General features: G+C 58.8%; 21 protein-coding genes. 10 read left to right on the top strand and 11 right to left on the bottom strand.

Annotation, left to right across the window (positions count from 1 at the left end; all coding sequences use genetic code 11):
- Window positions 1–475: 475 nt before the first annotated feature.
- Window positions 476–1675, bottom strand: coding sequence for a tyrosine--tRNA ligase (gene tyrS, locus BLP99_RS03885; protein WP_072389616.1), 1200 nt, complete (start codon window positions 1673–1675; stop codon window positions 476–478).
- A gap of 210 nt (window positions 1676–1885) precedes the next feature.
- Between tyrS and BLP99_RS03890 the strand changes: the two genes are divergently transcribed.
- Together BLP99_RS03890 and BLP99_RS03895 are read left to right on the top strand one after the other, a co-directional pair.
- On the top strand, window positions 1886–3301 hold the full coding sequence (locus BLP99_RS03890) for a peptidoglycan DD-metalloendopeptidase family protein (RefSeq protein ID WP_072389619.1): 1416 nt from the start codon (window positions 1886–1888) through the stop codon (window positions 3299–3301).
- Window positions 3302–3304: 3 nt separating this feature from the next.
- On the top strand, window positions 3305–4396 hold the full coding sequence (locus tag BLP99_RS03895; protein WP_092179795.1) for an anhydro-N-acetylmuramic acid kinase: 1092 nt from the start codon (window positions 3305–3307) through the stop codon (window positions 4394–4396).
- 76 nt (window positions 4397–4472) lie between these two features.
- Here the strand turns inward: BLP99_RS03895 and erpA are convergent, their stop codons facing one another.
- Together erpA and argC are read right to left on the bottom strand one after the other, a co-directional pair.
- Window positions 4473–4823 carry an iron-sulfur cluster insertion protein ErpA gene (erpA, locus tag BLP99_RS03900; RefSeq protein ID WP_053156455.1) on the bottom strand — a complete coding sequence of 117 codons (351 nt, stop codon included), beginning with the start codon at window positions 4821–4823 and terminating at the stop codon, window positions 4473–4475.
- 158 nt (window positions 4824–4981) lie between these two features.
- Window positions 4982–6016 (bottom strand): N-acetyl-gamma-glutamyl-phosphate reductase, encoded by a 1035-nt coding sequence (argC, locus tag BLP99_RS03905; protein WP_072389623.1) that lies wholly within the window; start codon window positions 6014–6016, stop codon window positions 4982–4984.
- Between the two features lie 132 nt (window positions 6017–6148).
- On the opposite strand from argC, the gene hemJ reads away from it, so the two are divergent.
- From hemJ to coq7, 6 genes are all read left to right on the top strand, one after another.
- Window positions 6149–6580, top strand: a complete 432-nt coding sequence (hemJ, locus tag BLP99_RS03910) for a protoporphyrinogen oxidase HemJ (protein ID WP_072389625.1) — start codon at window positions 6149–6151, stop codon at window positions 6578–6580.
- Between the two features lie 36 nt (window positions 6581–6616).
- A complete protein-coding gene (locus BLP99_RS03915; RefSeq protein ID WP_076406107.1) occupies window positions 6617–7585 on the top strand; it encodes an NAD(P)H-dependent flavin oxidoreductase in 969 nt (322 codons plus the stop codon).
- Window positions 7586–7639: 54 nt separating this feature from the next.
- Complete coding sequence (locus tag BLP99_RS03920) at window positions 7640–8584, top strand: DUF805 domain-containing protein (protein WP_072389629.1); 945 nt, start codon at window positions 7640–7642, stop codon at window positions 8582–8584.
- Window positions 8585–8646: 62 nt separating this feature from the next.
- Window positions 8647–9435 (top strand): SDR family NAD(P)-dependent oxidoreductase, encoded by a 789-nt coding sequence (locus BLP99_RS03925; protein ID WP_072389631.1) that lies wholly within the window; start codon window positions 8647–8649, stop codon window positions 9433–9435.
- 79 nt (window positions 9436–9514) lie between these two features.
- Window positions 9515–9853 (top strand): histidine triad nucleotide-binding protein, encoded by a 339-nt coding sequence (locus BLP99_RS03930; protein ID WP_072389633.1) that lies wholly within the window; start codon window positions 9515–9517, stop codon window positions 9851–9853.
- A gap of 73 nt (window positions 9854–9926) precedes the next feature.
- Window positions 9927–10574, top strand: coding sequence for a 2-polyprenyl-3-methyl-6-methoxy-1,4-benzoquinone monooxygenase (gene coq7 / locus BLP99_RS03935; RefSeq protein WP_072431971.1), 648 nt, complete (start codon window positions 9927–9929; stop codon window positions 10572–10574).
- A 107-nt stretch (window positions 10575–10681) separates the two neighbouring features.
- On the opposite strand, the gene BLP99_RS03940 is transcribed toward coq7, so the two are convergent.
- Complete coding sequence (locus BLP99_RS03940; protein ID WP_042730268.1) at window positions 10682–11104, bottom strand: OsmC family protein; 423 nt, start codon at window positions 11102–11104, stop codon at window positions 10682–10684.
- A gap of 245 nt (window positions 11105–11349) precedes the next feature.
- Between BLP99_RS03940 and crp the strand changes: the two genes are divergently transcribed.
- Window positions 11350–11994, top strand: coding sequence for a cAMP-activated global transcriptional regulator CRP (gene crp / locus BLP99_RS03945; RefSeq protein WP_072389637.1), 645 nt, complete (start codon window positions 11350–11352; stop codon window positions 11992–11994).
- On the opposite strand, the gene BLP99_RS03950 is transcribed toward crp, so the two are convergent.
- The 4 genes from BLP99_RS03950 to BLP99_RS03965 are packed head-to-tail and all read right to left on the bottom strand — an operon-like array spanning window position 11991 to window position 15176.
- Entirely contained in the window at window positions 11991–12686 is a 696-nt protein-coding gene (locus BLP99_RS03950) for a lipoate--protein ligase family protein (protein ID WP_092179797.1), read from the bottom strand. The genes crp and BLP99_RS03950 overlap by 4 nt on opposite strands.
- 4 nt (window positions 12687–12690) lie before the next feature.
- Window positions 12691–13527: an indole-3-glycerol phosphate synthase TrpC gene (trpC, locus tag BLP99_RS03955; protein WP_072389641.1), complete on the bottom strand. Its 837-nt coding sequence runs from the start codon at window positions 13525–13527 to the stop codon at window positions 12691–12693.
- Window positions 13524–14573, bottom strand: a complete 1050-nt coding sequence (gene trpD / locus BLP99_RS03960) for an anthranilate phosphoribosyltransferase (protein WP_092179799.1) — start codon at window positions 14571–14573, stop codon at window positions 13524–13526. Before trpD ends, trpC begins: the two co-directional genes overlap by 4 nt.
- Before the next feature lie 9 nt (window positions 14574–14582).
- The gene (locus tag BLP99_RS03965) at window positions 14583–15176 is read right to left on the bottom strand and encodes an aminodeoxychorismate/anthranilate synthase component II (protein ID WP_076406101.1); all 594 of its coding nucleotides are present in this window, start codon (window positions 15174–15176) and stop codon (window positions 14583–14585) included.
- Between the two features lie 409 nt (window positions 15177–15585).
- Between BLP99_RS03965 and estP the strand changes: the two genes are divergently transcribed.
- Window positions 15586–17490: an esterase EstP gene (estP, locus tag BLP99_RS03970; protein WP_092179801.1), complete on the top strand. Its 1905-nt coding sequence runs from the start codon at window positions 15586–15588 to the stop codon at window positions 17488–17490.
- Window positions 17491–17553: 63 nt separating this feature from the next.
- On the opposite strand, the gene trpE is transcribed toward estP, so the two are convergent.
- The 3 genes from trpE to rpe form a co-directional block, all read right to left on the bottom strand.
- On the bottom strand, window positions 17554–19035 hold the full coding sequence (gene trpE / locus BLP99_RS03975) for an anthranilate synthase component I (RefSeq protein ID WP_092179804.1): 1482 nt from the start codon (window positions 19033–19035) through the stop codon (window positions 17554–17556).
- Window positions 19036–19106: 71 nt separating this feature from the next.
- Window positions 19107–19925, bottom strand: a complete 819-nt coding sequence (locus tag BLP99_RS03980; RefSeq protein ID WP_072389653.1) for a phosphoglycolate phosphatase — start codon at window positions 19923–19925, stop codon at window positions 19107–19109.
- Complete coding sequence (rpe, locus tag BLP99_RS03985) at window positions 19922–20596, bottom strand: ribulose-phosphate 3-epimerase (RefSeq protein ID WP_053156412.1); 675 nt, start codon at window positions 20594–20596, stop codon at window positions 19922–19924. The genes BLP99_RS03980 and rpe overlap by 4 nt, the downstream gene beginning before the upstream one ends.
- Window positions 20597–20642 lie beyond the last annotated feature (46 nt).

Genomic DNA, 20642 nt, shown 5'->3' on the forward strand with positions numbered 1-20642 from the left:
AGTAACTTGTGATGCTGATAATCTGTTGACTAGCAGTCTGACTCCACAAGCACCCACACGAATTGCTTGATTCAGTTGTTAAAGAGCGGTGGGTTGAGCCTTTCGTCTCAACCGAGGCGCGCATTCTACAGCGCCCCGTACATCTGTCAAGTGGTTATTTTCAGAAGTTTTCAAAGTTTCCTTTGCAACTTCAACCACTTGCGCTTTCGATCTCTCGTCAGCGGGAGGCGAATTCTACAGCGTTAGCCGCTGCTGTCAACACCTCTTTTCCAGCGTCTTCGATCGCGAAGATCGAAGTGCCGACGGGACTTGACTGCAACCCTGTCGACCCCTTCCGGACTTCGATGACTTGAAGTCCTGCACACCCGAAAACCTCATAACTCATTGAATCTCAAGAAGTTTTCCGTTTCGACTGCGCCGGAAGTGGGGCGAATTATAGAGACTCAGAATCTGCCGTCAACACCTATTTCCAGATTTACTCGGATTTAAGCGTAATGCGTGCAAAAGCCTTCTTTCCGGCCTGACAGACATGCGTGGCGCCCAGCTTATATATAAAGGTGCGATCCACGACCTCCCCATCAACGCGCACCCCACCCGACCCCAGAAGATCTCGCGCCACCGCCGCGTTCTTGACCAGCCCCGCTTTGTTAAGGACAGCAGCAATCGGCATATCCTCACCGGCAGCCAGCTCGATTTCCGGCAAATCATCGGGTAACTCACCATCCTTCATGCGATTGCCTGCCGCACGATGAGCATTGGCAGCCGCCTCCTCACCATGGAAACGGGCAACGATCTCCTCAGCCAACTTGATCTTGATATCCCGCGGATTGGCCCCAGCCTCGACATCAGAACGGAATGCATCGATCTCGCCCATAGAGCGGAAGCTCAGCAATTCAAAGTAACGCCACATTAATGCATCAGGAATGGAAACCAGCTTGCCGTACATAACGCCCGGCGCCTCCTGAATACCGACGTAGTTACCCAGCGACTTGGACATCTTCTTCACGCCATCCAAACCTTCCAGCAAAGGCATGGTTAGGATGCACTGAGCCTCTTGGCCATAACTACGCTGCAGCTCTCGCCCCATCAGCAGGTTGAACTTCTGGTCCGTACCGCCAAGCTCGACATCAGCACGCAACGCAACCGAGTCATAGCCCTGCACAAGCGGGTAGAGAAACTCATGGATAGCAATCGGCTGGTTGGTTGTGTAGCGCTTGTCAAAATCGTCGCGCTCGAGCATGCGCGCAACCGTGTACTGAGAGGTCAGGCGAATGAAGTCCGCAGGCCCCATCTGGTCCATCCAGGTAGAGTTGAATGCGACCTCGGTCCTGGCCGGATCCAGAATCTTGAAAACCTGAGCCTTATAGGTCTCGGCATTCTCGAGCACCTGCTCGCGAGTCAGCGGTGGACGCGTGGCACTCTTCCCACTCGGGTCGCCAATCATCCCGGTGAAATCACCTATAAGGAAGATAACCTGATGCCCCAGTTCCTGAAACTGACGCAGCTTGTTGATCAGTACAGTGTGCCCTAGATGCAGGTCAGGGGCTGTCGGGTCGAAACCAGCCTTGATGCGCAACGGTTGCCCACGCTTGAGCTTTTCGATCAGCTCGGACTCGACCAACAGTTCTTCCGCACCACGTTTGATCAGCGCTAGCTGCTCTTCAACCGACTTCATAACAGACCCGCAAGGCTCAGATTCAAAGGGCCCCAACCATACAAGATCGCACACCAAATACAAAGTTTGACCGGCGCACGACAACCAATCCACGAGCAGAACGCCTGCGGACTTGCTTCGAAGGGGATTTGGTTATATTTTATACAGTTATTTCATCTTCATCATGTCATTCATCTTTTCCAATTCATCTTTTCAAAAGTCAAATTACTCATGACCACAGAACCGTCTAAAGCGCCACCGCTTTACCCAAAGACCCACTTGCTGGCCGCAAGTGGAATCGCCGCCCTCCTTAGCCTGGCGCTCCTGGTATTTCCTTCCAGCGACGTTGAAGCCAAAAAGACGACTCTGAGTCTCGAACTGGAAAGCCCTGCCGAACAACTGACACAAGATCAAGACGCTGCCGAAGCCGTCCAGGCCACAAACGAACAGAGCGCTTCCCCTTTCGCACAGATTGAAGACAGTCCTGAAGACACCGCCGAGACCGCTCAGGTCGAGCCCCCGGTCGTGGAAGAAAAGAAGGAGCCTGGCCATCGTGAGGTGATCGTGGCCAAAGGCGATACCCTTTCCACACTTTTTGAGAAGGTCGGCCTGCCCGCTACCTCGGTCCACGAGATTCTGGCCAGCGACAAGCAAGCCAAGCAGTTCACTCAATTGCAACGGGGCCAGAAACTCGAGTTCGAACTCAATCCGACTGGAGAGCTGACCAGCTTGCACACCAAGCTGAGCGACCTGGAAAGCATTACCCTGACAAAGAGTGACAAGGGTTATGCCTTCAATCGCATTACTGCCAAGCCTACCGTACGCTCGGCCTACGTCCACGGTGTGATCAATAGCTCTCTATCACAATCGGCCGCACGTGCAGGCCTTTCACATAGCCTGACGATGGACATGGCCAACGTATTCGGCTACGACATCGATTTCGCCCAGGATATTCGCCAGGGCGACGAATTCGACGTGATCTACGAGCAGAAAGTGGTCAACGGGAAGGCCGTCGGCAACGGCCCGATTCTCTCCGCGCGCTTCACCAATCGCGGCAAGACTTACACTGCGGTGCGCTACACCAACAAACAAGGCAACAGCAGTTACTACACTGCCGACGGCAACAGCATGCGCAAGGCGTTCATCCGCACGCCGGTTGACTTCGCCCGCATCAGCTCGAAATTTTCCGCAGGCCGCAAACACCCTATCCTGAACAAGATTCGCGCCCATAAAGGTGTCGACTACGCCGCCCCCCGAGGCACCCCAATCAAGGCTGCCGGCGATGGCAAGGTCTTGCTGGCCGGCCGCCGCGGCGGTTACGGCAACACAGTCATCATCCAGCACGGCAATACCTACCGTACGCTGTATGGTCACATGCAAGGTTTTGCCAAAGGCGTGAAGACCGGCGGCAGTGTCAAGCAGGGCCAGGTCATCGGCTATATCGGCACCACGGGGTTGTCGACCGGACCACACCTGCACTATGAGTTCCAGGTCAACGGCGTTCACGTCGATCCGCTTGGCCAGAAGCTGCCTATGGCTGATCCAATCGCAAAATCCGAACGCGCACGCTTCCTGGCGCAAAGCCAGCCCTTGATGGCTCGCATGGACCAGGAAAAGGCCACGATGCTGGCTTCGAGCAAGCGTTAAGCCATGGTGCTTTATATCGGTGTGATGTCCGGGACGAGCCTGGATGGCCTGGATATCGCATTGGTTGAATTGACTCCGGCGATCAGATTGATCGCCACGCACTACATTCCCATGCCCGACTCCCTGCGCAGCGAGTTGTTGGGCCTGTGCACCAGCGGCCCCGATGAGATAGCCCGCTCGGCCATCGCTCAGCAGAACTGGGTACAGCTCGCCGGCCATGGCATCCATGCCCTGCTCGAAAGCCAAAACCTCAAGCCGGAAGATGTAAGAGCAATCGGCAGCCATGGCCAGACCATTCGTCATGAACCGGCCCGCGGCTTTACCGTACAGATCGGCAATCCCGCTCTGCTGAGCGAGCTGACCGGAATTACCATCGTCAGCGACTTCCGCAGTCGCGATGTAGCCGCAGGAGGCCAAGGCGCGCCGCTGGTCCCGGCTTTCCACGAGGCTCTATTCGAGAAACGTGACGGCAACCGTGCCGTACTGAATGTCGGTGGCTTCAGCAACCTCAGCTTGATAGAACCAGGAAAACCGGTCGCAGGCTTCGATTGCGGGCCTGGCAACGTGTTGCTTGATGCCTGGATTCATCAACAACGCAATGAGCAATTCGACCGTGATGGACAATGGGCCGCCAGCGGGACAGTGGAGCCCGCCCTACTCAAGGCAATGCTCAGCGATCCTTTCTTTGTCACCAAGGGACCGAAAAGTACCGGCCGGGAGGTATTCAACCTGCCCTGGCTGACTCGACACCTCTCGCAACTACCCACTCTCGCCGCCGAGAATGTGCAGGCCACGCTGCTTGAACTGACAGCCCTGACTATCGTCGAGTCACTTCAAAATGCCCAGGCGGATACCCGTGAACTGCTGGTATGTGGCGGTGGAGCTCACAACACAGCCCTTATGAAGCGCCTGGCCGACCTCATGCCGAGCACCGAAGTCAGCAGCACAGCAGTCTACGGGGTAGACCCGGACTGGGTCGAAGCGATGGCTTTCGCATGGCTCGCTCATTGCTGCCTTGAATACATTCCAGCGAATCGCCCCAGTGTCACAGGCGCCCGAGGCCTTCGAGTGCTCGGCGCTATCTACCCCGCCTGAGCCAGCCTGATCCCAACAGCAAAAAGCCGCAGTGCCTTGAAGGCTCTGCGGCTTTTTGCTGAAGGTGTCACGACAATCAGATCGAGAAGGATGACCCGCAGCCACAGGTAGTAGTGGCGTTCGGATTCTTGATCACAAAACGCGAGCCTTCCAGACCTTCCTGATAATCCACCTCGGCACCGGCCAGGTATTGGAAGCTCATCGGGTCGACCACCAGGCTGACGCCTTCGCGCTCAACGACTGTGTCATCTTCAGCCACTTCTTCATCGAACGTGAAGCCATACTGAAAACCTGAACAGCCACCGCCCGTCACGAACACGCGCAGCTTCAAACGATCATTCCCCTCTTCGTCGACCAGGCTTTTCACCTTGTGCGCAGCACCGTGGGTGAACTGCAAAGCCGTGGGTGTGAAGGTTTCGACGCTCATGCTGAATATCTCCCGGCGTTGACGCCGCCATAATGCGTGATGGCAGGCATTATCCGCTTCTCCTAGAAAACTGGTCAACTATTTGAAGAGCAGCGGCAGCCACAGGTGTCGAAGCGGACAGCCCGAGTACCAGGCTGGCCGCACATGACAACCACTCCTCAGGGCAACATGCCCGCATGGGAAAGGCCCAGTCGCTCATCCAGCCCAAACAGAATGTTCATGTTCTGCACTGCCTGCCCCGAAGCCCCCTTGACCAGGTTATCGATGACCGACAACACCACGACCAGATCGCCATCCTGTGGACGATGCACGGCGATCCGGCAGACGTTTGCCCCCCGCACGCTACGAGTTTCTGGGTGACTGCCAGCTGGCATCACATCGACGAACGGTTCGTCGGCATAGCGCTTTTCGAACAATGCCTGCAGGTCCACGGAGCGATCAGTCACAGTGGCATAGAGCGTGGAATGAATACCACGGATCATGGGCGTCAGATGCGGCACGAATGTAAGGCCGACCTCCTTGCCTGCAGCCCGGCGCAACCCTTGGCGAATTTCCGGCAGGTGACGGTGCCCTTTCACGGCATACGCCTTGAAGCTCTCCGACGTCTCGCTATACAACGAGCCGACGCTGGCGCCACGACCCGCGCCACTGATACCGGACTTACAGTCAGCGATCAGACGCGAAGCGTCCGCCAGACCGGCTTCGAGCAACGGCAGGAAACCCAATTGCGTCGCAGTCGGATAACATCCCGGGACCGCGATCAGCCGTGCTTGCCTGATTTTTTCGCGATTGACTTCCGGTAGTCCGTAGACCGCTTCGTCCAGCAACTCTGGCGCGCCGTGAGGCTGGCCGTACCACTTGGCCCATTCATCCGCATTCTGCAAGCGGAAGTCAGCTGACAGGTCGATAACCTTGGTTCCGGCGGCCAGCAATTCGCCCGCCAGGGCATGGGCGACGCCATGGGGCGTGGCGAAGAACACCACATCGCAGGCGCCCAGCGTCTTGATGTCGGGAACGCTGAATGCCAGGCCATCGTAATGACCTCGCAGGTTCGGGTACATATCGGCCACGGCCAGGCCCGCCTCGGATCGGGAGGTGATGACCACCACCTCAGCCTGCGGATGTTGTGCCAACAGACGCAGCAGTTCGACACCGGTGTAACCCGTGCCGCCGACGATACCGACCTTGACCATAAACCTGCCCTCAACGAACCACTGGAAAACCGTCGATGATAGGGGCGGCGCGGCGTGGCGACAACCGCCAAGGTGACGTGTGGCGGCTCTAACCTCTACTATCGGGCTACCGTGAATCTGGGAATCGAGAAAATGCTCTATCTTTGGCTCAAAGCGCTTCATATCGTCAGCATGGTCTGCTGGTTCGCCGGCCTGTTCTACCTGCCTCGCCTGTTTGTCTATCACGCTCAGAGCGAAGACAACATCAGCAAGGAGCGCTTCAGCGTCATGGAGCGCAAGTTGTATCGCGGCATCATGGGACCCGCGATGATCGCGACCCTGGTGTTCGGCATCTGGCTGCTCAGCCTCAACGCCAGCGCCTATTTCACCCAAGGCGGCTGGATGCATGCCAAGCTGACACTGGTGGTATTGCTGATTGGCTATCACCATATGTGCGGCGCCCAGCTGAAGCGTTTCGCCCGTGGCGAAAACACCCGCAGCCATGTCTTTTATCGCTGGTTCAATGAAGTGCCGGTTCTGATATTGCTGGCTATCGTAATTCTGGTCGTGGTTCGGCCGTTCTAACTTTCAATCGATGCTTCTTATCCGGGGTACTTCCAGATGTCGCTACCCGCTCTGCTTGAACAACGCCTGCACCTGCCTGTAGTGGCGGCGCCAATGTTCCTGATCTCCAACCCACAGCTGGTACTGGCCTGCTGTCGCAACGGTATCGTCGGCAGCTTCCCCGCGCTGAATCAGCGTGAGAGCAGTGGCTTCAAGGCCTGGCTGGAGGAAATAGAAGCGGGCCTGGCAAGGATGGAGAACCCTGCCCCTTACGCGGTCAACCTGATCGTCCATCAGAGCAACCCGAGGCTCGAGGCCGACCTGGCGATCTGCATCGAACACCAGGTGCCGATCGTCATCACCAGTCTCGGTGCGGTGAAAGAGCTGGTGGACGCGGTCCATGGCTATGGAGGCCTGGTATTTCATGACGTGACCACACGTCGTCATGCCGAGAAAGCAGCCGAAGCCGGTGTCGATGGACTGATCGCCGTGGCTGCGGGGGCCGGAGGGCACGCCGGAACCTGGAGCCCGTTTGCGCTGGTCGCCGAAATCCGGCAGTTCTTCGACAAGACCCTGCTGCTTGCGGGGTGCCTGAACCATGGTCATGAGATTCTGGCCGCTCAATTGCTGGGCGCGGATCTGGCCTACTTCGGAACACGTTTTATCGGTACGACTGAAAGTCATGCGCCTGACGCCTATAAGGAGATGTTGCTCACATCCCGGGCTGCAGACATCGTGCATACTCCCGCAGTTTCCGGCGTACCCGCAAGCTTCATGCGGCAAAGCCTGGAGAAGGCCGGTTTCGATCTGGCCGCTCTGCAACGCAAGGGCGAGGTGGATTTCGGCTCGAAGCTCAAACCGCTCAACGATGAAGCCAAGGCCTGGAAAACCGTATGGTCCGCTGGCCAGGGCGTGGGTGAGATTCATGACTTGCCAAGCGTCGATCAATTGGTCAAGCGCCTGGATGAAGAATATCGCCAGGCACAGGCCCGGGTGGTACAGCTTGGCGGCCAGTGGCCCCGCTGAAACAAACTGATCACGACACAAACACTAAAACTTGAATGACAAGGATGCCCGGCAATGAGCGAACCCCGTTTCAACATCGTATTCGACGGAGCCCTGCTGCCGGGCGTCGATACGACCACAGCCAAGCTCAATCTCGCTGAATTGTTCAAGAGCGACGTCAGCGCCATTGAGCGACTCTTCGGCGGACACAAGGTGGCCCTCAAGAGCAACCTGTCCCAGACCGAGGCGCAGAAATACCTGGAAGCCCTCAACAAAAGCGGAATCGATGCGCGCATCGAAGCAGAGCCTTCTCTGCAACTGAACCTCAGCGAGGTTCAGCATTCGCCCCAGCAGATGCACCCCCAGGAGCCACTCATCGAACCTGCCTCTCCCTATGCGCCACCACGGGCACAGGTTGGAGAGGCCGTTGCCGAGTTCGGCCCGCTCAAGCCGTTCAGCTTCGATGGTCGCATCGGACGGCTGCGATACCTCGCCTGGACCATGTCCCTGACCCTCGTCATGATGCTGGTCATCGGCGTTGGTTTTGCGATTGGCGGAGCATGGTTCTTCACGTCTACCTCAACAGCGGCCATGGTGGTTGGTGGCCTGCTGGCGTTGATCGTTTTCCTCGGCTTTGCCTTTGTCAGCATTCAGTTCAACGTCCAGCGCCTGCATGACCTGGGCTGGTCCGGTTGGCTGTGGCTGCTCACTCTTGTCCCATTCGTGGGCAGCATCTTCCCATTCGTGCTCATCATCGCACCGGGCAACGACGGGCCCAATCGCTACGGTCCACCGCCGCCGCGCAACTCCACTGCAGTCAAGGTCCTGGCGTCGCTCTGGCTGGTGATGATCGTGCTGATTTTCTTCGCTGCGCTGGCTGGTGTCTTCGGCGCTATCGAGGACCAATACGGCAGCAGTTCGCTCAGCAGCTATGAAAGCAGCGAGTACACCGATGACGCTGCTGCAGAACCTGCCGCCGAACCCGCCGAGCCTTCTGTAGACTATGAGGAGGAACAATAAGCGCGCTTCGCGCCGGTGACAGCTCAGTCCACTGGTAGCGGGCCGTTGCGATGGAGAACTGCATGACCCGTTACGCTCTGATCACCGGTGCCTCCAGCGGCATCGGCCTGGCCATGGCCGAAGCCCTGGCCCGGCGAGGCCGCAACCTGATACTGGTAGCGCGCCAGCGTGATCGGCTGGAAAGTATCGCAATAGAACTGACTCAGCGGTTCGGGGTGGAGGTCCTGTTCCGCGCGTGCGATCTGGGGGAGCCACTGAGATTGTCAGGGTTTCTGCTGGAGCTGGAAGAAGGTGAACGGCAGATCGATCTGCTGGTCAACTGCGCCGGCATAGGCACCTGCGGCCCATTCCTGGGTCAGGACTGGATGACTGAACAAGACCTGATCGAAGTCAACATCCTCGCCCTGACACGCCTTTGTCATGCCGTTGGCAATAGCATGGCCCTGCATGGTGGCGGACAGATCCTCAACGTTGCCTCTATCGCGGCGTTCCAACCCGGCCCTTGGATGAGCACCTATTACGCCAGCAAAGCCTATGTCCTGCACTTCTCAGAAGCCCTACGGGTCGAACTGAAGAAATGCGCCATCAAGGTCTCGGTGCTGTGCCCCGGGCCGACCCGGACCGACTTTTTTGCCCGAGCACAACTGGACGAACGGAAACTCATCGACAGTCAGCTACTGATGAGCCCCGAGGAGGTTGCGCTGTATACCGTACGCGCCCTGGACAAGAACCGGGCCATCATCATTCCGGGGCGACGCAATCGCTGGCTGGCCAGGTTGCCACGGCTGGGACCACGTTGGCTGGTCAGGACACTCGCAGGCATGATCAACAAGGCCTACTGCCCCCGCTGATGAAATTTGAAGTGAAGCCGGCCCCGCCAGCCGAACCTTCGGTACACTCGCGTTCCACGACCCCAAGGGAGAAACGACTTTGGATACTCTGTTTTCCAAGATCATCAACCGGGAAATCCCGGCCAAGATCATTTACGAGGATGACCAGGTCCTGGCCTTCCATGACATCGCCCCCCAGGCACCGGTGCATTTCCTGGTCATTCCAAAGAAACCGATCCGCACTCTCAATGACCTGACCGAAGAAGACAAAGGACTGGCCGGGCACATTCTGTTCACTGCCCAGCGCCTGGCGCTTGAACTGGGGTGCGAGGAAGGTTTCCGCGTTGTGATGAATTGCAATGAACTCGGTGGGCAGACCGTCTATCACATCCATATGCATGTGCTGGGACAGCGCCAGATGAACTGGCCACCGGGTTGATACCCTGACTCAACGCAAATCCTGAGCGACCGGTTGGGTTAAACTGGTCGCCATGATTCTTCCGGAGGTAAGCATGACCACCCAACGTCACTACTCGCCGATAGACCGGCTGCTGCTGCAAGCCGATACCGCGATGCGCACGCTGCTGCCCTTCAGTGGCCAGCCATACCGCCCATCACCGGCGATCGTGCAGCCGGACGCGCAACTGAGTGACGAGCAGGCCCGCCACGTTGCCGGGTTGATGCGCATCAATCACACGGGAGAGGTCTGTGCCCAGGCGTTGTACCAAGGCCAGGCCCTGACAGCGAAATTGCCCCAGGTGCGCGAGGCGATGGAGCATGCGGCCGAGGAAGAAATCGATCATCTGGTCTGGTGCGAACAGCGCATTCGCCAGTTGGGCAGCCATACCAGCGTGTTGAATCCACTGTTCTACGGTATGTCATTTGGAATAGGCGCAGTAGCCGGACTGATCAGTGACAAGGTCAGCCTCGGTTTCGTTGCGGCGACAGAACATCAGGTGTGCAAACATCTGAACGAGCATCTCGAACAACTGCCCGCCGAGGATGGAAAGTCCCGGGCGATCCTGGAGCAGATGCGCGAGGATGAAGAACACCATGCCGAAAGCGCCCTCGAGGCCGGCGGTTTCCGCTTCCCGGCACCGGTAAAGTTCGGCATGAGCCTGCTGGCCAAGGTCATGACCAAGAGTACTTATCGGATCTGATCACAGCGTCCCTTTTCAGACCAGGCAGGCCATCAAAAAGGCGACTACCCGGACAGGGCAGTCGCCTTTTTTATCAGGAGCCTGAACACGGCATGTTGCGTACCGCCTCAACCCAACTCGATGATTTCATAGTCGTGGGTGATCTCAACGCCCGCTGCGCCCAACATGATGGACGCCGAGCAGTATTTTTCGGCGGACAGCTCGATGGCTCGCTTGACCTGGGCTTCCTTCAGGGCACGCCCCTTGACCACGAAATGCATGTGGATCTTGGTGAACACCTTCGGATCTTCAGTGGCACGTTCCGCCTCCAGAAAGGCCTCGCAACTTTCGACAGCCTGGCGAGACTTCTTGAGAATGCTGACCACATCGAAGTTACTGCAACCACCCACGCCCAGCAGGAGCATTTCCATGGGCCGGACACCCAGGTTTCGACCACCGGCATCGGGCGGACCATCCATCACGACCACGTGGCCGCTGCCCGACTCACCGAGGAACATGGCTTCGCCAGCCCATTGGATGCGTGCCTTCATCGCCAAGACTCCACTGTCTAAAAAAGGGTCGCCAGCTTAGCACAGCGCTCCCCACGACAGTCTCCAACGTGCGATGCCGGCAAAGCCCCTGCGAAACAGGGCACTAGGTAAATTCTCGAATCAATTTAGAGAGCTCTGTTAAGCTGGCGACCATTCGCTGGCGTATCGCCAGCTTTTAGCGATAGCTATTCGTATCCATAAAAAACCAAACCAACACACACTGCGCCGTCTTTCGGGATACAACCATGGTTGCCATTACTCCCACGTCCAAGATCAAGAATCTCGACAAACTCTTGATGCATTGCCAGCGTCGCCGCTACCCGGCCAAACACAACATCATCTGTGCCGGTGATCGCTCCGATACGCTGTTTTTCATTATCAAGGGGTCGGTCACTATCCTGATCGAGGATGAGGATGGGCGAGAAATGATCATCGCCTATCTCAACTCAGGGGACTTCTTCGGTGAGCTGGGATTATTCGAACAGGCGGGCAAGGAGCAGGAACGCAGCGCCTGGGTGCGGACCAAGATCGAATGCGAAGTTGCGGAAATCAGCTACAGCAAATTCCGGGAGTTGTCCCTCCAGGATCCGGACATTCTTTATGTCCTCGGCGGTCAGATCGCCCAGCGCTTGCGCAATACCACTCGCAAAGTGGGTGACCTCGCCTTCTTTGACGTGACCGGTCGGGTCGCCCGCTGCCTGCTGGATCTGTGCAAGCAACCCGATGCGATGACGCACCCGGACGGCATGCAGATAAAGGTAACCCGGCAAGAGATCGGTCGAATTGTAGGGTGTTCGAGGGAAATGGTCGGTCGCGTACTCAAGGACCTTGAAGAGCGCAACCTGGTAAGCGTGAAAGGCAAGACAATGGTGGTGTTCGGTACGCGCTAGAACAGCTCGTCCGCCAGATTCCGATAAAGCGCCTCAAGCCGCTCCAGCGCATGAGGGTCGGGAAATTTTTCATGCAGGGCGATGTGGCTCTCAGCCCGTACCCGTTGTTCCAGGCCGCAGGCTTCATTGAAGCGGTTGACCGCGGCAACCATCGATTCGCGCTCGTTATCCACTAGCAACGCCCCGTGTACCAGGCCTACGGGGCGCTGTCCGCCCTTGCTCTGGCGCCAGCGTTGAGCGGTGCCAACCATTTTACGGCCGTCGAGATTGACGTTGAACCGACCGTCGCAAAACGCCCCGTCCACCTCCCCTAGCGATGCCACTCCGCCCAGTTCGTCCAACAACTGGCAAATGGGATCACACAACCGACGATAGGCAGTTTCGATCCGGCCATGATCGCCCTCGCTACGTGGAGGTGCATAAACCAGAGCGATATTGACGGTAGCGGCCGACTGCGGCACCGGTTCGCCCCCGGTTTCGCGCAGCAGCACCGGCCAGCCACTGGCAGCCGAGACCTCACAGGCGTACTCGAATCCCGACAAGCGGGCCAGACGGCGCGGCATGACCAACGCGCGGTCGCTGGGCCGCCAGAACAGCAGGCCGAACTCGGCATCGCCGGCACAGACACTGGCCAACAAGTCCTGCTCGGCTTGGAGACCGGCTTCAACGGTCAGGGCGATCACCGGAGCCATCGGCTCAATCAAGCGTCGAGCCGCTCACCGGAACGCCCCGCTCTGGAAAGAACAGGCGTTGCAACTCAGTACCCGGGCTTTCGGCCCGCATGAATGCCTCACCTACCAGGAACGAGTAGACGTCGTTGACTTCCATCAGCTCGACGTCGGCCCGGTTGAGAATACCGCTCTCGGTAATGACCAGCCGATCACGGGGAATGCGGGGCAGCAGGTCCAGGGTCGTTTCCAGGCTGACTTCGAAGGTATGCAGGTTTCGATTGTTCACGCCCACCAGCCTGGTATCCAGGGTTTTCAAGGCCCGCTCCAATTCCTCGCCGTCATGCACCTCTACCAGTACATCCAGCCCCACACCCTTGGCGACAGCCGCCAGTTCGGCCATTTTCACGTCGTCCAGGGCGGAGACGATCAACAGCACGCAATCGGCGCCCAACGCTCGAGCCTCGACGATCTGGTAGGGATCGATCATGAAATCCTTGCGGATGACTGGCAGATTGCACGCAGCACGCGCCTGCTTGAGGTAGTCGTCGGCGCCTTGGAAAAAATCGATATCGGTGAGCACCGAGAGGCAGGTCGCCCCACCCTTCTCGTAGCTTTTGGCGATGTCGGCCGGGACGAAGTGTTCACGGATCACGCCCTTGCTGGGGGACGCCTTCTTGATCTCGGCAATCACCGCCGGCTGCTTTTTCTTCGCCTGGTCGATCAGTGCCTTGGCGAAGCCACGGGGAGCATCAGCCGAACGTGCCAGGTTTTCCAGCTCGGCCAGACTGACCCGGGCACTGCGCTCGGCCACTTCCTCAGCCTTGCGAGCCAGGATTTTTTCCAGAACCGTTGGCACGCTCATCCTTCGTTCTCCACTTTGAATACAGCGGTAAATGCACCCAACTCTTCGAGCTTTTCCCGAGCCAGGCCAGTGTGCAAGGCATCATGGGCCAACTCCACCCCCTGCTTGAGCGTACTGGCGTGGTCGGCGGCGTATAGAGCAGCGCCAGCGTTGAGCACGATCATTTCGGCGGCCTTCTGGCCATTCTCGGTCTTGCGACGTCCCAGGGCATCGCGAATCAGTTCCAGCGACTGCGCCGGCCCATCCACCGCCAGACCGTGCAAGCTCTGGCTCTTCATGCCCAGGTCTTCAGGTTCGACCCAGTATTCGCTGATCTGATCATTCTTTAGTTCAGCCACATAAGTAGGCGCCGCCAGGCTGAACTCATCGAGGCCGTCCTTGGAATGGACCACCAATATGTGCTTGCTGCCCAGACGCTGCAGAACCTCCGCCAACGGCCGGCACAGCGCCTGGCTGAACACTCCGACCACCTGGTGTTTCACGCCGGCCGGATTCGTAAGCGGGCCAAGCATGTTGAACAGGGTGCGCAGGCCCAGGTCACGACGTGGTGCGGCAGCATGTTTCATGGCGCTGTGATGAGTCTGGGCGAACATGAAGCCAATACCGACATTATCGATGCAGCGTGCCACCTGGACCGGCGTGAGGTTCAAGTAAATACCGGCCGCCTCCAACAGATCGGCACTTCCGCTCTTGCCCGAGACCGCACGATTGCCGTGCTTGGCCACGGTGCAGCCGGCGGCCGCGACGACGAACGCCGAGGCAGTGGATACGTTGAAGATATTGGCGCCGTCGCCGCCGGTGCCAACCACATCCACCACGCCATCCAAGGTCTTGAGCTCGACCTTGTCCGCCAGCTCGCGCATGACCGAGACCGCGCCGACGATTTCATCGATGCTCTCGCTCTTCATGCGCATGGCCATCATGAACGCGCCAATCTGTGCGTCGGTGCATTGGCCGGTCATGATTTCGCGCATCACATCACGCATCTCGTCGGTGCTCAGGTCGAGATGACCGACGATACGGCTCAGGGCTGTCTTGATATCCATGAAAAGTCCTTAGCGCGTGCCGCCGGTTTGTTTGAGGAAGTTGGCGAACAGCTCGTGACCCTGTTCGGTGAGAATAGACTCGGGATGAAATTGCACACCCTCTATATTCAATGTCTTGTGGCGCAGCCCCATGATTTCGTCCACCGAACCGTCTTCGAGCTGGGTCCAGGCGGTCACTTCCAGACAGTCGGGCAGCGTTTCGCGCTTGACGATCAGGGAGTGGTAGCGGGTGACGGTGAGCGGCCGGTTCAACCCTTCGAATACACCCTTGTCCTCGTGGAATACCGGGCTAGTCTTACCGTGCATGACTTGCCGGGCACGCACCACGTCGCCACCGAAGGCTTGGCCGATGGACTGATGGCCCAGGCAGACCCCCAGGATGGGCAGCTTGCCGGCGAAATACTTGATGGCTTCGATGGATACACCCGCTTCGGTCGGCGTGCACGGGCCGGGGGATACCACGATCCGTTCGGGTTTGAGCGCTTCGATTTCGGCGATGGTCAGTTCGTCGTTGCGCACGACTCGCACCTCGGAGCCCAGCTCGCCCAGGTATTGCACAACGTTGTAGGTAAAGGAGTCGTAGTTATCGATCATCAGCAACATGGCGTAAGCAACCTTTTGAATTCACTGACTTTTAATTAAAGCCTTCAAGAGAAACCCGCGCGGTGTTGCGCTTGGCGGGCATGTGATGCACCAGCGAAGCGGCTTTCAAGCAGGTAAAGAAGGCAAATCGGTACAGGTCCGGCACAGCCGGCAGGGAATATTCAGGCGCGCCAACGCCAACGGGCGTGTGCCTTGATCATTTGATCCGGAAGCTTGCTGACAATCGACACAGGGGAAGTCTCGTTCATACGTTCCGGCACAGTAGCCTAGCTGAACAGAGCGCGCAATATGACCAACCCCGAAGGGCTTTGAAACAAACGCAATGCCACTGATGGATGGTCGAGCGCCAAGAGTTTTTGGTACTGTCGTTTCGTTTTCTAACAAAAATAAGATCGAAAAGGACCTTCTCATGATCAGGAAAACGCTGTTCGTACCGGTTGCCAGTTGTGTGCTCGCGATGGCCTGCGCCCAGGCGAGTGCCGCTCCAAACCCTTACTCCAGCTTCATTGTCTTTGGCGACAGCCTCAACGACGCAGGCCAGTTCACCGACCCGGATGGACCGGCAGGGTCAACCCAGCGTTTCACCAACCGCACCGGCCCACTCTACCAGGATGGCAGTGGCGAGGCGTATTCCGCCAATTCCACCCAACTGCTGGGCGGCCGCCTGGGCTTCTCCGCCGATGAAACCGCCGCCTCCACCTCCGCGGTGCGTGCCAACGAGGGCTTGGCGGACGGCAACAACTGGGCAGTGGGCGGTTACCGCACCGACCAGATCCTCGATTCGATCACCAGTGTTTCCGACACTGGAGAACGCAGCCGTCCCGGATACCTGGCCAACGGGCGGCGCGCCGATCCGAATGCGCTGTATTACCTCTCCGGTGGCGGCAACGACTTTCTCCAGGGTCTGGTGTTGACCACGGCTCAGGCCCAGGCTGCGGCGGACCGCCTGGCCAACAGCGTCCAGGTGCTGCAAACAGCGGGCGCCCGCTATGTGATGGTCTGGCTGCTGCCGGACTTGGGACTGACCCCCGCCCTCAACGGCACACCTTTGCAGGGCGCCGTGTCGCAACTGAGCAACGACTTCAACCAACAGCTCGTCGCGCGACTGCAAGGTATCGACGCCGAGGTCATTCCGCTGAACATTCCTTTGCTGCTTCGAGAAAGCTTCGCCGATCCCGCGCGTTTCGGCCTCGCCACCGGCGAGAATCTCACGGCAACCTGCTTCAGCGGCAATGGCTGCACGGAAAACCCCACCTACGGCATCAACAGCGCAACACCCGACCCCAGCAAACTGATCTACAACGACTCCGTCCACCCCACCGAGGCCGGGCAGAAGCTGATCGCCGACTACGCCTTCTCCCTACTCGCGGCACCGTGGGAACTGACGCTGCTGCCGGAAATGGCCCATTCGACTCTACGGGCCCACCAGGACGAGCTGCGCAGCCAATGGCAGTCGGATTGGGAAGATTGGCAAGCGGTCGGTCAATGGCGAGCCATCGTCAACGGCGGTGGACAGCATCTCGACGTGGACAGCCAGGGCAGCGGTGCCAGCGCCGACGGCAGCGGCTACAGCCTCAACGTAGGTGGCAGCTATCGCCTCAACGAGGCCTGGCGCGTGGGCATCGCCGCTGGGCTCTACCGCCAGGACATGGAGGCTGGTGACAACGATTCGGACTACAAGCTCAACAGCTACCTGGCCACCGCTTTCGCCCAGTTCCAGCAGAGCCGCTGGTGGGCCGATGCGGCGCTGACCGGTGGCAAGCTCGACTACGACAACCTGGAGCGCAAATTCCAACTGGGCGTCAACGAAGCCCAGGAGAAAGGCGACACCGACGGGCATCTCTGGGCATTCAGTACCCGCGTAGGCTACGACATCGCCCAGCCGGGCAGCGCCTGGCACCTGTCACCCTTCGTCAGTGCCGATTATGCGAGGGTGGAAGTCGACGGCTATTCGGAACAGGGCAGCCGCTCCACGGCCCTGACCTTCGACGACCAGACCCGCGACTCGAAACGCCTGGGCATCGGTCTGCAAGGTAAATACAACTTTACCCGTCAGACCCAGGTGTATGGCGAATACGCCCACGAGCGCGAGTACGAAGACGACATGCAAAAGGTCAATATCGCCCTCAACAGCCTGCCAGCCAATGACTTCACGCTGGAAGGCTATACGCCACAGAGCCACCTGAATCGCCTGAGCCTGGGGGTCAGCCACAAGTTGACCAGCGAGCTGGCGTTGAGAGGGGGTTATACGTTGCGCAAGGATGACGACTTCACCCAGCAAGGGATAAGTCTCGGGGTCAGCCTGGACTTCTGATTCGATGAACCGCAGATGCCTATGGTGAACAAGCTTGTCTGCTCACCATAGGCATGAAGGGTTTCAGTCGTTCGGGGCCTGCTCGGCCAACGCCACCGCGCGGAACATCGCCCGACGCTTGTTCAGCGTTTCTTCCCATTCCAGCGCCGGTACCGAATCGGCAACGATACCTCCTCCGGCCTGTACATGCAGTTCGCCGTTCTTGATGACCGCCGTGCGAATGGCAATGGCAGTGTCCATGTTGCCGTTCCAGGCAAAATAGCCGACGGCTCCGCCGTACACCCCCCGCTTGACCGGCTCCAGCTCATCGATGATTTCCATCGCCCGAATCTTCGGCGCGCCCGACAAGGTGCCTGCGGGCAGGATCGCTCGCAGGGCATCCATTGCCGTCAACCCGGCCTTCAACTGCCCCGTGACGTTGGACACGATGTGCATGACGTTGGAATAGCGCTCGATCACCATTTTCTCGGTGAGCCTCACCGAACCGACTTCCGAGACCCGCCCGGTGTCGTTACGCCCCAGGTCGATCAGCATCAGGTGCTCGGCGATCTCCTTGGCGTCCGACAGCAGGTCCTCTTCCAGGGCGCGGTCAGCCTCTTCCGTGGCACCACGAGGACGCGTGCCGGCAATCGGTCGAACCGTGATCAGGTTGTCCTCGACCCGCACCAATACTTCCGGCGAACTGCCCACGACATGGAAATCGCCAAAATTGAAGAAGTACATGTAGGGCGTCGGATTGAAGCAACGCAGGGCTCTATACAGATCGATAGGCGCTGCCTTGAAGTCGATGGACATTCGTTGCGACGGCACCACCTGCATGCAGTCGCCAGCCAGGATGTATTCCTTGATGGTATCGACCGCTTTTTCATAATCGTCCTGGGTAAAGCTGGAGCGGAATACCGGGTCGGCCGCGGCCTGCTTGCTGAAGTCCAGGCCAGGGCGTGGCGTGATCGGCTGGCGAAGTTTTTCCAACAACGCCTGCAAGCTTTGCAGGCCTTGCTCGTAGGCATCTTCCTGGGACGGGTCGGCCAGCACGATAGCGTGCATTTTACCCGCGAGGTTATCGAAGACCACCACCGCATCGGACACCATCAGCAGGATGTCCGGCACGCCCAATGGATCCGGGTTCGGGCAGGTGCCCAGGCGCTTTTCCACGTAACGCACGCAGTCGTAGCCAAAGTACCCCACCAGGCCACCGTTGAAACGCGGCAGCCCTGGGATGGTGGGTACGTTGTAACGGGCCTTGAAGGTTTCGACGAAGGCCAGCGGGTCCTCGACTTCGAGGCTTTCGATCTCGATGCCGTCATGGGTCACGCTGATGCGATGGTCGTGCACCCGCAGCACTGTGCGGCATGGCAGGCCGATGATGGAATAACGGCCCCACTTCTCCCCGCCCTGTACCGATTCGAGCAGGTAGGAATTGGGCTGGTCGGCCAGCTTGAGGTAGATCGACAGCGGCGTGTCGAAGTCAGCCAGGGTTTCGCAGGCAAGGGGAATGCGGTTATAGCCGGCAGCAGCCAGGCGCAGGAATTCTTCGCGAATCATGAGGGTGCCTCGTGGCAAGAGGAGCTGGAAGTCAGGTATGCAAACACGCCGGATAACCGGCCAGGATCACGTCAGGCGCGCCAACGCCAACGGGCCAGGGCCTTCATGACTTTCATCCAGAGTTTGCGAGTGACCACCACGATGGCGTTCCCAGAAGAGGATTGAACAGCGTCGGGCAACGTTATCTCAGCGGCCGGGTCCAGGCAACCGGGAATTAGCAGTCGCAAATCGTCGATCACCAGGGCGGGGAACTCTTCGGAGATGGGCCGTCCATGATTGTAGCCATAGCTCAGCGCCACGCATTTGACCCCCGCCGCTTTCGCTGCCAGCACATCGCTGCGCGAATCGCCGACGAAGAGCGATTGGGAAGCCGGGATATTGGCCATCTTCATGACGAAAAACAGCGCGGCCGGATCAGGCTTTTTCTGCGGCAGCGTATCGCCGCCAATGATCCAGCGGAAATAGCGGCCGATCTTCATCTGATCCAGTAACGGCGCAACGAAGCGTTCCGGCTTGTTGGTGATCAGCGCCATTTCGACGCCCTGCTTTTGCAGCCACTTGAGAGTGGAGCGCACGCCGGGATAGACCACCGTCAATTCGTGGTTCCCCTCGTAGGCTTCATTGAACAGCTCCAGCGCCTGCTCAGCCTCGGCGTCATCGACACCCTGGGCGTCGATGTGATTGGCCAGGGCCCGGCGCACCAGCATGGGGGCGCCATTACCGACCCACTGGCGCACGGCGTCGATACCGGCTGGCGCGCGCCCCAGTTTGAGCAGCATATGGTCCACGGCTGCCGCCAGGTCTGGAACCGAGTCGACCAGCGTGCCATCGAGGTCGAACATCACCAGACGCGGCAAGCTGCCGGGAAACAACTGCTCGAAGCCGCTCATGGGCGTGCCAGGGCCAGTTCGGCACGCATCTTTTCAATCACCTCTTTGTAGTCCGGCGCATTGAAGATCGCCGATCCTGCGACAAAGGTGTCGGCACCGGCCGCGGCGATTTCGCGGATGTTGCCCACATTCACGCCGCCATCGATTTCCAGGCGGATGTCACGGCCCGAGGCATCGATCAGTGCGCGGGCTTCGCGCAGCTTGTCGAGGGTGGCCGGGATGAACTTCTGCCCGCCGAAGCCTGGGTTGACGCTCATGAGCAGGATCATGTCGACCTTGTCCATCACGTATTTGAGCACGTCCAGGGGCGTGGCCGGGTTGAACACCAGGCCGGCCTTGCAGCCACCTTCACGGATCAACTGCAAGGAGCGGTCGATATGCAGGGTAGCTTCAGGGTGGAAAGTGATGTAGGTAGCGCCGGCCTCGATGAAGTCTCCCACGATGCGATCCACCGGGCTGACCATCAGGTGCGCGTCGATGGGCGCGGTGATGCCGTACTTGCGCAGCGCCGAACAGACCATCGGACCGATGGTCAGGTTAGGCACATAGTGGTTATCCATGACATCGAAGTGAACGATGTCGGCCCCGGCGGCCAGCACGTTGTCCACTTCCTCGCCCAGGCGGGCGAAGTCGGCAGAAAGAATCGACGGAGCAATAGCGAAGGGCTGCATGACGCACCTGTTTTGAGCGAAACCACGATGGCGCGCATTGTATACC

It is taken from the genome of Pseudomonas sp. NFACC32-1 (genome assembly GCF_900101215.1).
Taxonomy (GTDB): Bacteria; Pseudomonadota; Gammaproteobacteria; order Pseudomonadales; family Pseudomonadaceae; genus Aquipseudomonas.